The organism is Alsobacter sp. R-9 (assembly GCF_054612375.1).
Map to the genome: position 1 here is coordinate 139759 of NZ_JBTSWJ010000004.1, position 14915 is coordinate 154673.

12 protein-coding genes are annotated in these 14915 nt (G+C 71.7%); 3 read left to right on the top strand and 9 right to left on the bottom strand.

Annotation, left to right across the window (positions count from 1 at the left end):
• Positions 1-3: 3 nt before the first annotated feature.
• From mutL to ACX9GQ_RS08705, 8 genes are all read right to left on the bottom strand, one after another.
• On the bottom strand, positions 4-1848 hold the full coding sequence (gene mutL / locus ACX9GQ_RS08670) for a DNA mismatch repair endonuclease MutL (protein ID WP_459629119.1): 1845 nt from the start codon (positions 1846-1848) through the stop codon (positions 4-6).
• 119 nt (positions 1849-1967) lie between these two features.
• Complete coding sequence (locus ACX9GQ_RS08675) at positions 1968-3248, bottom strand: M16 family metallopeptidase (RefSeq protein ID WP_459629120.1); 1281 nt, start codon at positions 3246-3248, stop codon at positions 1968-1970.
• A gap of 49 nt (positions 3249-3297) precedes the next feature.
• A complete protein-coding gene (locus ACX9GQ_RS08680; protein WP_459629121.1) occupies positions 3298-4620 on the bottom strand; it encodes a M16 family metallopeptidase in 1323 nt (440 codons plus the stop codon).
• Positions 4621-4750: 130 nt separating this feature from the next.
• Complete coding sequence (locus ACX9GQ_RS08685) at positions 4751-5434, bottom strand: hypothetical protein (RefSeq protein ID WP_459629122.1); 684 nt, start codon at positions 5432-5434, stop codon at positions 4751-4753.
• A gap of 65 nt (positions 5435-5499) precedes the next feature.
• Complete coding sequence (gene lspA, locus ACX9GQ_RS08690) at positions 5500-6012, bottom strand: signal peptidase II (RefSeq protein WP_459629123.1); 513 nt, start codon at positions 6010-6012, stop codon at positions 5500-5502.
• Between the two features lie 237 nt (positions 6013-6249).
• Positions 6250-9222, bottom strand: a complete 2973-nt coding sequence (gene ileS / locus ACX9GQ_RS08695; RefSeq protein WP_459629124.1) for an isoleucine--tRNA ligase — start codon at positions 9220-9222, stop codon at positions 6250-6252.
• Between the two features lie 237 nt (positions 9223-9459).
• Complete coding sequence (locus tag ACX9GQ_RS08700; protein ID WP_459629125.1) at positions 9460-10482, bottom strand: bifunctional riboflavin kinase/FAD synthetase; 1023 nt, start codon at positions 10480-10482, stop codon at positions 9460-9462.
• Between the two features lie 730 nt (positions 10483-11212).
• Complete coding sequence (locus ACX9GQ_RS08705) at positions 11213-11602, bottom strand: MaoC family dehydratase (protein WP_459629313.1); 390 nt, start codon at positions 11600-11602, stop codon at positions 11213-11215.
• A gap of 263 nt (positions 11603-11865) precedes the next feature.
• Here ACX9GQ_RS08705 and ACX9GQ_RS08710 point away from each other — a divergent pair, with 263 nt between their 5' ends.
• The gene (locus ACX9GQ_RS08710; RefSeq protein WP_459629126.1) at positions 11866-12243 is read left to right on the top strand and encodes a response regulator; all 378 of its coding nucleotides are present in this window, start codon (positions 11866-11868) and stop codon (positions 12241-12243) included.
• A 27-nt stretch (positions 12244-12270) separates the two neighbouring features.
• Here the strand turns inward: ACX9GQ_RS08710 and ACX9GQ_RS08715 are convergent, their stop codons facing one another.
• The gene (locus ACX9GQ_RS08715; protein ID WP_459629127.1) at positions 12271-12840 is read right to left on the bottom strand and encodes a TetR/AcrR family transcriptional regulator; all 570 of its coding nucleotides are present in this window, start codon (positions 12838-12840) and stop codon (positions 12271-12273) included.
• Positions 12841-13056: 216 nt separating this feature from the next.
• Here ACX9GQ_RS08715 and ACX9GQ_RS08720 point away from each other — a divergent pair, with 216 nt between their 5' ends.
• Both ACX9GQ_RS08720 and ACX9GQ_RS08725 read left to right on the top strand, forming a co-directional pair.
• Positions 13057-13287: a DUF2798 domain-containing protein gene (locus ACX9GQ_RS08720; RefSeq protein WP_459629128.1), complete on the top strand. Its 231-nt coding sequence runs from the start codon at positions 13057-13059 to the stop codon at positions 13285-13287.
• A 2-nt stretch (positions 13288-13289) separates the two neighbouring features.
• Complete coding sequence (locus ACX9GQ_RS08725; RefSeq protein ID WP_459629314.1) at positions 13290-14540, top strand: amidase; 1251 nt, start codon at positions 13290-13292, stop codon at positions 14538-14540.
• The last annotated feature ends 375 nt before the right edge of the window (positions 14541-14915 follow it).

Genomic DNA, 14915 nt, shown 5'->3' on the forward strand with positions numbered 1-14915 from the left:
GCGTCAGCGCCGGCCGAACAGGCGCTCGATGTCGGTGAGCTTCAGCTCCACATAGGTCGGCCGGCCGTGGTTGCACTGGCCTGAAAGCGGCGTCGCCTCCATCTCCCGCAGCAGCGCGTTCATCTCGTCGGGCCGCATCCGCCGCCCGGCGCGGATGGAGTGGTGGCATGCGACCGTCGCCAGCACGTGGTCGAGGCGCTTCTCCAGCGCCAGCGCGCTGCCCCACTCCTCGAAGCTCTCGGCGAGGTCCCGGACCAGCCCCGCCACGTCGGCGCCCGCCGACAGCGCCGCCGGCACCTGCGTCACCGCAACCGCGCCCGGCCCGAAGGGCTCCACCACGAGGCCGAGGTCGGCGAGCAGGGACGCCCGGTCGACCAGGCGCTCGGCCTCGACAGGGTCGAGGTCCACCACGACGGGGATGAGCAGCCCCTGGCGGGCGATGCCCCGGCCCTCCCGCTCGCGCTTCAGGCGCTCGTAGACGAGGCGTTCGTGCGCGGCGTGCTGGTCGACGATGACGACGCCGTCGCGGGTCTGCGCCACGATGTAGGTATCGTGCACCTGCGCCCGCGCCGCCCCGAGCGGACGGTCCAGCAGTTCGGGGGCGGCCTCCGGCTGGCCGGCGCGGGCGTCGGCGGACGGCGCCGCGAGCGCGGCGAAGGCAACCTGCGCCGCCTCCGCGAAGCCGGCCTGGGCGCGGCGCGGCTCCTCGGGTGCGGCGGGCGAGGATCGCCAGTCCCAGTCCAGCGGCCGACGGGACCCGCCGGACCACGCGCCCTGCTGCGCGGGCGGAGGCGAGCCTGGCCGCAGCGCCTCGAGCGTCCGGGCGGAAACCGTGTTGGCGGCCCGGTGCCCGGCGGCGCCGACCGCGTCCTTCAGCGCGCCGACCACCAGCCCTCGGACCAGCCCCGGGTCGCGGAACCGGACCTCGCTCTTGCCGGGGTGCACATTGACGTCCACGGCCCGCGCCGGGCACGTGACGAATAGCGCCACGGCCGGATGCCGGCCCGCCGGCACGACGTCGGCATAGGCCGCCTTCACCGCGCCGAGCAGCACCTTGTCGCGCACCGGGCGGCCGTTGACGAAGAGATGCACCGCCGCCGCGGTGGGCCGGTGATAGGTGGGCAGGCCGGCAAGGCCGCCCAGCGCGACGTCCTCCCGTGTCGCGTCGACCGGCACGGCATTCGTCACGAACTCGCGGCCCAGCACCTGCGACAGGCGACCCGCCAGCGCGTCGGCCCCCTCGCCCGGCACGGCCGGGTAGTCGAGGGACGGCGCCCCCTCCCCCGCCAGCGTGAAGCGCACGCCGGGGTGCGCCATGGCGAGGCGCCGGACCACGTCCGCCACCGCCTGCGCCTCGGCACGGTCGGTCTTCAGGAACTTGAGCCGCGCCGGCGTGGCGAAGAACAGGTCGGCGATCTCGACGCGCGTTCCGGGCCCCACCGCAGCGGGGCGCACCGGATGCTTGAGGCCCGCGTCGACGAGGATCGAGAGGCCATGGTCGGCGCCCGCGCGCCGGGTCGCGATGGTGAGGCGGGCGACCGCGCCGATCGACGGCAGCGCCTCGCCGCGGAAGCCGAGCGTGTCGATGGCGAAGAGGTCGCCGTCCGGGATCTTGGAGGTGGCGTGGCGTTCGACCGCGAGGTCGAGGTCCGCCGCGTCCATGCCCGAGCCGTCGTCGACGACGCGGATCAGCCGCCGCCCGCCGCCCTCGATGACGACCTCGACACGGCGCGCCCCGGCATCCAGCGCGTTCTCGACCAGTTCCTTGACGGCCGATGCGGGACGCTCCACGACCTCGCCCGCCGCGATGCGGTCCACGAGGACGGGGTCGAGGCGGCGCACGGCCATGTCGTGGAGGTCCGGAGGCTGCGGAGAATCACGGCGTTGAGGAGCATTTTAAGCCTCAATCGCGCGTGGGGCAGCAATCGACGGTAGAATTCCCCCGGAATCCGCCGAAGCCTGCGGCGTCACAGCCCCTGCGGCTTGCCGACCACCGCCACCAGCAGGCGCCCGTCGCCATAGAGGCGCCGCGCGGTGCGCGCGGTGTCCTCGCCGGTGACGGCGCCCACGAGGCCGTTGCGGCGGTCCATGTAGTCGATGCCGAGGCCCTCGACCTGGATGCGCACCAGCTGGCTGGCGATCTTCGTCGACGTGTCGAAGTTCAGCGCGTAGGACCCGATCAGGTACTTGCGCGCCTTCTCGAGTTCCTCCGCGTCCGGCCCCTTCTCGATGAGCGAGCGGATCTCGTCCTCGATCACCGCGAGCGACTCGGCGACGCGCTCGTTCTTCGTCGACGTGCCGCCGAGGTGCAGCGCCGCGTGCTCGAAGGGCGCCAGCTGCGACCACACCGAGTAGGCGAGGCCGCGCTTCTCGCGAACCTCGCGGAACAGGCGGGACGAGAACACGCCGCCGCCGAGCACGTGGTTCACCACCACGGCCGGGATCCAGTCGGGATCGTTGCGCGACAGCCCCGGCGCGCCGAAGCGCAGGGACGACTGCGGGATGTCGAGTTCGACCACCTTGCACTCGCCGCGCCCCTCCGCGACCACGTCGGGAACGGGCAGCAGCACGCCGGCCGCCGGCAGCTCGCCGAAGGTCCGGTCGAGCTCGGCCCCGAGGCTCGCGGCATCGATCGCGCCGACCACGCCCAGCTTCAGGTTGGCGCGCGTGAGCACGCGGTCGCGGTAGGCGACGAGGTCCTCGCGGGTGATCGTCGGCAGGCTCTCCAGCGTGCCGTGGACCGGCCGCCCGTAGGGATGGCCCGGGAAGGCCGTCTCGAAGAACAGGCGCCCGACCATCGAGTCCGGATCGTTGATCTCATGGCGGATGCCGGCCTCGATCTGGGCGCGCACGCGCTCCAGCGGCTCGTCGTCCAGCCGTGCCTGCGTCACCGCGAGGCGCAGCATGTCGAAGGCCTCGGCGCGATGCTTGACCAGCGTGCGCAGGTGGCCGGAGAGGCGGTCGCGGTCGGCGTGGAAGCGCAGCTCGATCGCGTATTCGTCGAGCCGCTCATGGAAGGCGGCGGAGTCGTAGGGGCCGGCGCCCTCGTCCAGCAGGCCGGACAGGAAGTAGCCGACGCCCGGCTTGCCGGCGGGGTCCTGCGACGAGCCACCCGGAACCGAGAACTCCAGCGCCATGAGCGGCACCGTGTAGTCCTCCACCAGCCAGGCCTCGATGCCGCCGGGCGAGACCACCCGCTGGATGCGCGAGGCGTGGCTCTTGTCGACGCGGGTGACGGGTGCGTTCATCGGACGGATCTCTGCGGCGGGCGGGCGACGGTCGTCGTGGGGACGCGGCTCACGCCGCGTCCTTCAGCAGGTAGCCGGTGACGGCACGGCGGGAATCGAGCCAGCGGGCCGCGGCCTCGCGCACCTGCCCGGCCGTCACCGCCTCGATGTCCTGCGGCCAGCGCGCGACGCTATCGACGCTGCCGCCGGTCGCCAGCGTCGAACCGTAGATGCGGGCCAGCGACGACTGGTTGTCCTGCGCATAGATGGTGTCGGCGACGAGCCGCGTCTTGGCCCGGTCGAGTTCGCGGGCGTCGACGCCGTCGCGCGCCACCTCGGCCACGACCGCCACGAGGTCGGCGTCGAGCGCCTCCAGCGTGACGCCGGGGCGGGGCACGGCGTAGAGCATCAGGCGGGAGCGGTCGACGGCGGTGCTCTGGTACCAGCCTCCGGCCGCCACGGCGACCCGCTTCTCGACGACGAGCCGGCGGTGCAGCCGGCCGGTGTTGTGGGCGGAGAGCACCTGCACGAGCACCTCCAGCGCCTCCGCCTCGCCGGGCTCGGCGGTGGTATAGGAGGGCACCATCCACGCCTTCTGCAGCGAGGGCTGCTCGACCTTGGGATCGGCGAGGCTGACCAGCCGCGACGCACGCAGCTCCGGCTCCTGCGGACGCGAGCGCACGGGCGCCTCGCCGCGGGCGGGGACCTTGCCGTAGGTCTTCTCGGCCAGCGCGCGGACCTCGTCCGGCGTCACGTCGCCGGCAACGACGAGGATGGCGTTCTCGGGCGTGTAGAAGCGCCGGTAGTAGGCGAGCGCATCCTCCCGGCCGAGGCCCTCGATCTCGTGCATCCAGCCGATGATCGGCGTGCCGTAGGGGTGGTGGGTGAACAGCGTCTTGGCCACGGTCTCGCCGAGCTGGGCGGCGGGGTCGGTGTCGGTGCGCATGCGGCGCTCCTCCAGCACCACGTCGCGCTCGGGGTCCACCACCTCGTCGGTCAGCACCAGACCGTGCATCCGGTCGGCCTCGAAGCCCATCACGGTCTCGAGGTGCTCGCGCGCGACGCGCTGGAAATAGGCGGTGTAGTCCATCGAGGTGAAGGCGTTCTCCTGGCCGCCGAGTTCGGCGACGACGTTGGAGAACTCGCCCTGCGGATGCTTCTCGGTGCCCTTGAACATCAGGTGCTCGAGGAAGTGGGCGATGCCCGACTTGCCGACCGGATCGTCCGCCGAACCGTTGCGGTACCACACCATGTGCGTCACCACGGGCGTGCGGTGGTCGGGGATGACCACGACGTCGAGCCCGTTGGCGAGCCTGAAGTCGGTGACCTGCGGCCCGGCCTCGGGCTTCGCGGCGGCAGTCGCGGCGGTGGACGGGGCGGCGACGTCGGTCATGCGATGCAGTCTCCGGTCGTTGTCAGCGCGGCATTGCAGCCTCGGGCTGCATGAACCCCATATAAACAGGGGTCCCGCCTTTCGACAGGACCCCCAGCCTTCTTTCCGGCGTCCGCAGTGACGCGGGCGCTTATTCCTCGTCCGGATCCTTCTGGCGCGGACGGAAGGTGCGCAGCGGATCGCGCTCCTCCGCATCGGTCATGCCGGGACGGACCAGTGTCTTGCCTGCGGTGAGCGGCCCCTTGTCGGAGGGCGTGCGCAGGCCGGGCGGCGGATCGGTGAGATACCGGCGCGGCGGCTCCTGGCCGGCGACGAGCGTGCGGCTGCTCGACGGCTCGGAGCCCATGCTCTTGCCGAGCTCCTGGAGCTTGTCCGGGGACACCCAACCCGATTCCGCGAGGCTGCGCTCGGGATGCACGGGCGCCGGACCCTCCGCCGTGCCGCGAGCGTTGGTGCGGCTGCCGGGAAGATCCGACGGGCGGGCGACCTTGCCGGCGCCGATGTCGGACTCGCGAGCATTGGGACGGGGCGTGCGGGCGGCCTTCGCCTCCGCGGCGCGGCGCGCCACGTCCGGGTCGTTCGGCCAGGCGGCCGTCTTGGTGGACGGAGCGGCCTCCGGCGGGCGAAGGGTCATCTTCGGCGGCACGACGAGCGGCGCGCGCTCCCGATACTCGATCTCGGGGGCTTCCTCGGTCGGCTTCATGCCAAACAGGTTGAGCATGCTGTCGAGGAACTGCGCCTGCGCGGGCGCGGCCATCATCATCGGCAGCGAGAGCGCGGCGGCAGCGGCGAGAAGGCGGGACTTCGAAACCATGCAGTCGACCCCACGTCTATGCGGCTGGCGTCAGCAATCACACCAACACGGCCGTTTTGAGGCATTCAGGCCGGCGGACGATCCGGATTCGGCCCGGAGGGCGACCGCCTGCGACCCTCGACGACGAGGGAGTCATACAGAAGCAGGCCCACGCCCGCAACGATGGCCGAGTCGGCAAGATTAAAGACGTATGGAAAGAAGGGGATCCAGTACAGCAGCACGAAGTCCGCCACGGCCCCGTAGACGGCCCGGTCGACGGCGTTGCCCAGAGCACCGCCGATGAGCAGACCCAGCGCCACCGCCACCAGCAGCGACGACGCCCGCCACAGCCACACTCCGAGGCCGATCGCCGCGACCACCGAGAGCACGACCAGCGCCCACTGGCCCCAGTCCTCGTGCTGCTGGAAGAGCCCGTAGGAGATGCCGCGGTTCCAGACCATCACGAGGTCGAACAGCGGCCAGACGCGCACCGGCGGCCGCTCGGGCAGCTGGAACACGAACAGGATCCAGGCCTTGAGGGCCTGGTCCGCGAGAAACACGAGCGCGACGAGCGCGAAGCCGAGTCGGCGGGGCGTCATGCCTCCGACTTAGGGCTTCGCCTCCGGCACGGCAACCGGCGAGGTCAGGCGAACGCGGGCCGGTGCGTCTCGCCCGGCCCTAGCGCGCCAACCGCGGCGGCTTTCCCTTCTCCCCCGGTGGGAGCGAAGGAAGCGCCCGGGCCTCGCGCACCGACGGCGGCAGCTTTCCCTTCTCCCCGCGTATGGGGAGAAGGTGCCCGCGCAGCGGGCGGATGAGGGGCCGCAGCCGCGGCAGCTCTACGCCGCCCCGGCGTGCGCGGCGTCCCACTCGCGCAGCGCCGCGGCGTCGCGGGGGGTGACGTCGGGATAGTCCGCATCGGTCCCGACCTCGGTCGAGATCTTCCAGGAGCGGGCGCACTTGCGGCCCTCCGCCGTCGTCGGCACCACCGCGACGCCGGGCACGTCCTCGATGCGGAAGGCCTCGTCCGGGCCGTCGCCCTCCATCAGCCAGAGGCCGGAGGTGATGCACACCTCGGCCATGTCCACCGTCGACAGGAGGTTGCGAAGCTCGTCGTCGGCCACGTAGAGCCGGGGCGCCGCTTCCAGCGAGGCGCCGATGCGCTTGGCAGCGCGCTCCACCTCGAGCGCGCCGGTGACCACGCGGCGGACGCGGCGGATCGTCGCCCACTTCTCGGCGAGCGCCCCGTCGAGCCAGCTCGGCGGCGTCTCCGGGAAGACCTCGAGGTGCACGGACTCGGCCTGCGGGTAGCGGGCCAGCCACGCCTCCTCGCCGGTGAAGACCAGCACGGGCGCGAGCCATACGGTGACGCGGCGGAAGACCTCCTCGATCACCGCCAGCGCCGCCAGCCGGGTCGGGCTGGAGGCCGGGTCGCAGTAGAGGACGTCCTTGCGCACGTCGAAGTAGAAGGCCGAGAGGTCCGTCGTCATGAAGGACGACAGCTGCGCCACCACCTTCTTGTAGTCGAAGTCCGCGTAGGCCTCGCGCACCACAACGTCGAGCTCCGCCAGCCGGTGCAGGATCAGCCGCTCCAGCTCGGGGATGTCGTCCATGGCGGACAGCGTCGCGCCGCCGTGGTGGGCGAGCGTGCCGAGCATCCAGCGGATCGTGTTGCGCAACTTCCGGTAGGTCTCGACGAAGGTCTTCAGGATCTCCGGGCCGATGCGCAGGTCGTCCGAGTAGTCCGACGCCGCCACCCAGAGGCGCAGGATGTCGGCGCCGCTGTCGCGGATGACGTCCTGCGGCGCGACGACGTTGCCCTTGGACTTCGACATCTTCTCGCCCTTCTCGTCGAGGACGAAGCCGTGGGTGAGCACCACGTCGTAGGGCGCGCGCCCGCGCGTGCCGCAGCTCTCCAGCAGCGAGGAGTGGAACCAGCCGCGATGCTGGTCGGAGCCCTCGAGGTACATCACCGTGTCGCGGCCGCCGTCGACGACCCGCTTCACGCCGGCAAGGCCGGGGAAGTGACGCGGGTCCTCGAGCGTGAAGGCGTGCGTGGAGCCGCTGTCGAACCACACGTCGAGCACGTCGTCGATCTTCTCGTACTGCGCGGGATCGTGCTCGGGCGCGAGGAAGCGGGCGCCCTGCGGGTCGCTGAACCACGCGTCGGCGCCCTCCGCCTCGAAGGCCGCGCCGATGCGGGCGTTGACCGCCTCGTCGCGCAGGACCTCGCCGGTCTCCTTGTGCACGAACACGGTGATCGGCACGCCCCAGGCGCGCTGACGCGAGATCACCCAGTCGGGCCGGTTCTCGATCATGCCGTTGATGCGGTTCTCGCCCACCGCCGGCACCCAGCGCGTGTGGCTGATGGCGGTCAGCGCCACCTGCCGCAGCGTGCGCCCGTCGAGGCTCGCCACCGGCTTGTCCATGGCGATGAACCACTGCGGCGTGTTGCGGAAGATGAGCGGCGCCTTGGAGCGCCAGGAGTGCGGGTAGCTGTGCTGCAGCCGCCCGCGCGCCACCAGCGCGCCGACCTCGGTCAGCTTCGCGATCACCCGCTTGTTGGCGTCGCCCTCCTTGCCCTTGTCGTCGAAGACGCGGGCGCCCTCGAAGAGCTTCACGTGCGGGTAGTAGGAGCCGTCGGGCGCGACCGTGTGGGGCACCTGCTCGGTGCCGGCGGCGGCGAAGACGGCGCGGTTGGCGACGAAGGTGTTGTAGTCGTCCGCGCCGTGGCCGGGCGCCGTGTGCACGAAGCCCGTGCCGGCGTCGTCGGTGACGTAGTCGGCGGCCACCATCGGCACGTCGAAGTCGTAGAAGCCTTCCGCCCCTGCCGCCCCGCGGAAGGGATGGCGGCAGGCCTGGACATGGGCGGGATCGACCTCGCGAAGGCGCTGGAAGCCCTCCACCTTGGCGGCCTTCATCACCTCCTCGGCGAGCTTGTCGGCGACCACGTAGAGGTCGCCCGGCTTCGCCCAGTTGCCCTCCGGCGCCGCGACGACCTTGTAGAGGCCGTAGGCGATGTCCTTCGAGTAGGCGATGGCGCGGTTGGCCGGGATCGTCCACGGCGTGGTCGTCCAGATCACGACCGCCGCGTCGCTCAGCGACACGTCGGTGGTGCGCTCGACGGGGAAGGCCACCCAGATCGTCGTCGACTGGTGGTCGTGGTACTCGACCTCGGCCTCGGCGAGCGCGGTCTTCTCGACGACCGACCACATCACCGGCTTGGAGCCGCGGTAGAGCTGGCCGGTCATGGCGAACTTCATCAGTTCGCGCGCGATCTGCGCCTCCGCCGCGAAGGCCATCGTCGAATACGGGTTCGCCCAGTCGCCCTCGACGCCGAGGCGCTTGAACTCCTCGCGCTGCACGCCGAGCCAGTGCTCGGCGAAGGCGCGGCACTCCTTGCGGAACTCGACGACGTCAACCTCGTCCTTGTTGCGGCCCTTCTTGCGGTACTCCTCCTCGATCTTCCACTCGATCGGGAGGCCGTGGCAGTCCCAGCCCGGCACGTAGTTCGAGTCGTGCCCCAGCATCTGCTGGGAGCGCGTCACCATGTCCTTGAGGATCTTGTTGAGCGCGTGGCCGATGTGGATGTTGCCGTTGGCGTAGGGCGGGCCGTCGTGCAGCACGAACTTCGGCCGGCCGGCCGCCGTCTCGCGCAGCCGGCGGTAGAGGTTGGTTTCCTGCCAGCGCGCCAGCAGCTGCGGCTCGCGCTGGGGCAGGCCGGCGCGCATCGGGAACTCCGTCTGCGGCAGGAACAGGGTCTTGGAGTAGTCGCGGCCGGCGGCGGCTGCGTCCTTCGAGCGATCGTTCATGGCGGGATCATCCGGGCGCCGGCGCGGCCGGCGGCATTGTCTGGGCTTCTGGCGTTCTCACGCCTCGGGGCGACAGGCGTCAGCATCCCGACCCGTCGCGCGGCGTCAGCCGGCAGCGAGGGCCGGGCCGGTAATTCGCGCGATGGACGCGTTATGGAGCCGTGACCGAGCCATGCCGGGCCTTCTAGCAGGCGGGCCGGCGCAGATAAAGGGCGTCCCCATCGAGGGCGTCGCGTTTCAGCCGACGCGCGGCAGCGGCAGCAGGGACGGCGCGCCCTCCCCCGCCGCGGCGCGGCCCAGCGCTTCGCGCGCCGTCGCGCTGTCGACGGCCATGCGGGCGACCAGCGCGTCGACGCTGTCGAACTTCTCCTCGCCGCGGATCCACGCCACGAACTCGACGTCCACGACGCGGCCGTAGAGGTCGCCGGCGAAGTCGAACAGGAACACCTCGAGCAGGGGGGCGCCATCGTCGAAGGTGGGCCGGCGGCCGAAGCTGGCGACGCCGTCCACCACGCGTCCGTCGTCGAGCGCGGCGCGGACGGCGTAGATGCCGTGGCGCAGGCTGCAGCCGGGCTCGAGCTTGAGGTTTGCCGTCGGGAAGCCGAGCGTGCGGCCGCGCTTGTCGCCGTGCTGCACGGTGGAGCGGACGATCCAGCGCGAGCCGATCAGCATCCCTGCCCGGGCCACGTCACCCTCCGCCAGCGCAGCGCGGATGGCGCTCGAGGACACGGGTTCCGCGCCGTCGAGCAGGGGCTCGACGATCCGCGACGCGAGGCCGCACGAGGCGGCGAGGCGGGCCAGTTCGCCGGGCGTGCCGGCGCGGCCCTTGCCGAAATGGAAGTCGTGGCCAGCCGCGACACCGCCCAGATGCAGGTCGCGCCCGAGGATGTCGCGCACGAATTCCTCGGCCGTGGTCGCGGCCAGGGTCGCGTCGAACGGCAGCACGACGGCGCCGTCGAGCCCCAGCGCCGCGGCCGTGGCCAGCTTCACGGGCTCGGGCGTCAGCCGGAACAGGGCATCCTGCGGACGGAAGAAGGCGCGCGGATGCGGCTCGAAGGTGAGCAGCACCGCGGGGCGGCTCATCCCGGCGGCGAGGTCGCGGGCGGCGGCGAGCACGGTGCGATGGCCGCGATGCAGCCCGTCGAAGTTGCCGAGCGCAGCGACGGCGCCCTGGAGCGCAGCCGGCACCGGCCCGCGGCCGCGAACCACGGCGAACGGCGCGTCGGAGCGGCGCGGATCGGTCGGCGTACGTTCACTCATGGGGGCCGGGCTGGGACCGCTGCGGCCGGCGCGGCGCCGGTCCGGGAGGCCGCAAACTGTCTCGCGCCGCCCCGCCGGTCAAGGGGCAGGGGCGTGAGGGACACGCGCTCAAGTGAGTTCCGGGGCCGAACGTCTGGGTTCCGGGGGCTAGGCGTCGGAGCGAGGAGATCGGGGAACTCAATGGAGAGATCGCGGGAACCGGCGTGAAGGTCGCAGGGCGCGACGGAGAGATCGTGGGGACCGGGGCGAGGATCGCGGGGACCCACAAGAAGATCGTGAGGCCGCGAGAGGACATCGTCGGGGCCCGGCGGGACGATCGTCGGGCTGGGCGACCGTGAGCTTCCCCGGCCTCGGGCGTGGGGTCGCAGACGGCCTCCCTCCCCCTTGTGGGGAGGGATCGAGGGTGGGGGGTCGCACCATGAGGCCGTGCTGTTCTTCGTCCGTGCCAGACGGTGATGTCCGGAAGAGATGTCCCGAAGACCCCCACCCCTGCCCCTCCCCACAAGGGGAGGGAAAGCGCTCCGCGTTCAGGGAGAGGGAGACAGCGAGAGAGCGAGAGAGCGAGGAAAAAGAGTGGAGTGAAAGAGAGAGAACGAGAAAGAGACGACCTCGACAGGACGACCGGCGCCCCTGACCGCTACGCCCTGCGTCGACCACGGCCGGCGATGCCTCTTGGCCTCGGTGCCCGCTCCAGGGCGGGGACACCGTCCCCTGCCCGGCCACTCGGTCGTCAGCGCGGCGCGCTGCCCGGCACCATCACCCAGGCCTCGCCCTCCAGCACGGGCTTGCCGTCGACGAGGCATTGGCAGTCGAGGCGGACGCGGCGGCCCTTCTCCACCATCTCGGCCACCTCGACGACCGCGGCGACGACGTCGCCGATCTTCACCGGCGCGAGGAACTTCAGCGTCTGCGAGAGGTACACTGCGCCGGGCCCCGGCATCCGGGTGCCGATGACGGCCGAGATGAGGCTCGCGGTGAACATGCCGTGGGCGATGCGCTGGCCGAAGCGCGTGCGCGAGGCGAAGTCGTCGGAGAGGTGGATCGGGTTCACGTCGCCCGAGACCTCGGCGAACTGGTTCACGGTGCTGGCCATCACCGTGCGCAGCAACGTCTCGCGCATGCCCACATGCAGTTCGTCGAAGGTGAAGGTCCTCAAGGCCACGGCGGGCTCCTTCCAGCAAGTCGGGCCGTACAGTACCGGCACGCGCCGCGCCGCGACCATAAGACTTTGTTCGCTAATCCTTCCCGAGGACCAGACTGCAACCGGTCCGTTAACGCAAACGAAAGCGCGCCCGACCTATTGCTGACCCCGAGCCGGACATACTTTCCGCACGCCGCGCCGGGTTGGAAGGCGCCGGGCGTTGAGGAGGCAGACCTTTGCAGATGGATCCATCGACCCCCATTCTCGTCGTGGACGACTACCAGACGATGATCCGCATCATCCGCAACCTCCTGAAGCAGCTGGGCTTCGAGGACGTGGACGACGCGACCGACGGCGTGGCGGCGATGGAGAAGCTGCGCCAGCGCAAGTACGGGCTCATCATCTCCGACTGGAACATGGAGCCGATGACCGGCTACGAGCTGCTGAAGACCGTCCGCTCGGACGACCGTCTCCGGCAGACGCCGTTCATCATGGTGACCGCCGAGTCGAAGACCGACAACGTCATCGCCGCCAAGAAGGCCGGCGTCAGCAGCTACATCGTCAAGCCGTTCAACGCGCAGACGCTGAAGCAGAAGATCGAGTCCATCTTCGGCGAGTGACGGCTCCGGCGCTGCCGCGCCGGCTCCTCAGCGCGGCGCGGACGCCGCGCCAGACGGCCGCTGGCCGGCGATGAGCGCCGCCACGCCGTCCTCGAGCACCCTGTCCGGATCGACCTGCGGCCCCAGCTGCCCGGCCGCCGCCAGCGTCGCGACCCCGTGCGACAGCGCCCAGACCTGAAGCGCCAGCGTGCGTGGGTCCCCCACCGCCTTGCCGGCTGCCGCGAGCGCCCCCGCAATCCCGTCGAGCAGGATGTCGAACGCCCCCGCCGGCGTGCCGGGCTCTCCCTCCGCGCGTGCCGGGGCCGCGCACCACGAGAACATCGCCTCGTACAGGCCCGGCTCCTCGCGCGCGAAGGCGAGGTAGGCCCGACCCATGGCCTGGAACCCGGCGGACGGGTCTTGGCTTCCGGCGAGCGCCGCGGAGAGCCGCTGGCCGAAGAGCGCGAAGCCCTGCTTCGCGACCTCGCCCAGCAGGGCGTCGCGGTCCCGGAAATGGCGGTACGGAGCGGCGGGGCTGACGCCCGCGAGCTTGGCGGCGTCGGCGAGCGAGAAGCCCTGGGCACCGCGCTCGCCGAGCAGGGCGCGCGCCGCCTCCACGAGCGCCTCCTTCAGCCGGCCGTGGTGATAGCCACGCCGGGCGAACGGCCCGCATCCGAAGGGAGGGGACCCGTGATCGCCGAAGGGACCGCGCCTGTGCATGACGCATGCGTTAGCCGATTGGCACGACCGCGGCAAACGCCGGGTTGGCCGGGCCCCGGCGCTTGACGCGCCCGTCCGTCCGTGAAACCTCGGGCTCTGCAGAGCGGGGGCAGCATGGACGGACCGGCCCGGTACATCTTTCCGATCCTGATGTCGGGCGTGATGGCGTTCCTGATGACGGCGCTCGTCACGGCGCTGAACGTCGGCTTCCCGCCGGACTACATGAAGCGCTGGGCCATCGCCTTCGTCGTCGCATGGCCGTGCGCGGTCGTGGCCGCCTTCATCGCGATTCCCATCGCCCGGCGCGGCACCCGCGCCATCCTCAGACTGGCAGGGCGGACATGACGATGCTGTCGCTCGTCGACCTGCGGCGGCGGATCGCCGCCCGCGAGCTCACCGTGGAGCAGGCCCTGCGCGAAAGCCTCGCCCGCATCCGCGAGGAGGACGGACGGCTCCGGTCCTTCGTCGCGGTGGCCGACCGGGCGACGTCGTCGGCCGACCCCTCGCTCCCCCTCGCCGGCATCGCGGTGGGCGTGAAGGACATCATCGACACCGCCGCATTCCCGACCGAGATGGGCGTGCCGGCGATCTGGGGCGGCTGGCGGCCGCGCTCGGACGCGCCGGTCGTGAGCCTCGTGGAGGCGGCCGGCGGCTTCGTCGCGGGCAAGACGCAGACGACAGCCCTCGCCTTCCTCGACCCGCCGACGACGCTCAACCCCCATGCCGCCGATCGCACGCCGGGCGGCTCCTCCTCGGGGTCCGCGGCCGCGGTGGCGGCGGGCCTCGTGCCGCTCGCCATCGGCACCCAGACCGGCGGGTCGGTGATCCGTCCGGCGTCCTTCTGCGGGGTCGCGGCGGTGAAGCCGTCCTTCCGCCTGCTGCCGACGGCGGGCGTGAAGGTGCAGGCCTGGACGCTCGACACGCTGGGGCTCTTCGCCGCCGGGATCGCCGACGTGACCGCGGCGCTGGAGGCGATCGCCGGCCGGCCGATGGTGCAGGCGCGCGAGCCGGCCTCGCTTCGCTTCGGGCTCGTGCTCCCCGAGCCGAGCGGCGAGCCGGAGCCGGAGATGGCCGATGCGCTCGAGCGGGCCGTGGCGCTGCTGGAGCGCGCCGGTCATGGGGTGCGCGCCGTGAACCTGCCGCCCGACGTGGAGGCCGGCTGGCACGCCGCCCCGCTCGTGCAGGGCTACGAGGCACGCGTGGCGATGGCGTGGGAGCTGAGGCACCACGCGAGCCGCCTGCCGCCGATGATCGCCGGCGTGCTGGCCGATGCGGCCGGCATCACGGCGCGGGACTACGACGCGGCGCGGGGCGTCGCGCGCCGCGCCCGCACGCAGTTGCGTGCCGCCTTCACGGAAGCAGAAGTCGACGTACTGCTGACGCCGTCGGCCCCCGGCCCGGCGCCGGGCCGGGAGAGCACGGGCGACCCGCGGTTCAACCGGCTCTGGACGCTGCTCGGGGTGCCGTGCGTCAACGTGCCGGGCTTCGCCACCGCCGCGGGCCTTCCGCTCGGCCTGCAGGTGATCGCGCCCTTCGCGCGGGATGCCCTGGCCCTTGCCGCGGCGCAGCGGCTGGAAGATCTCATCCACAGGGCCTGATCGAGACGCGACGGCGCGGATTAACCCATTCCATCGGCCCGCTCGACTTGGGAGCCGGCCGAAGTGCATGGCGTTGCTCAGGAACCGCGGTCGCTCCATTCGTTAAAGACTGGCTTAATCTGTTCAATCCCGCGCAAGACCTCGGTCATGATGCGCTGCAAGGTCGAAAAAGCTTCGACTCCCCGCGCGGCGGTGCTATCTTAAGAATGCGTAAACAGCGCAGGACGCCAAAAGGAGGACCCCATGGTCATTGCCCAGAGGCTGAATCTGGTCGCCATGTGCGCGGCTTTCGCTCTCGTGGGAGCCGTCGTGCTGGGACTGATCTGACGCGTTCGCCACAACCGGGGAAGCGGGGCTGGGGGAGCAGCTACCGCT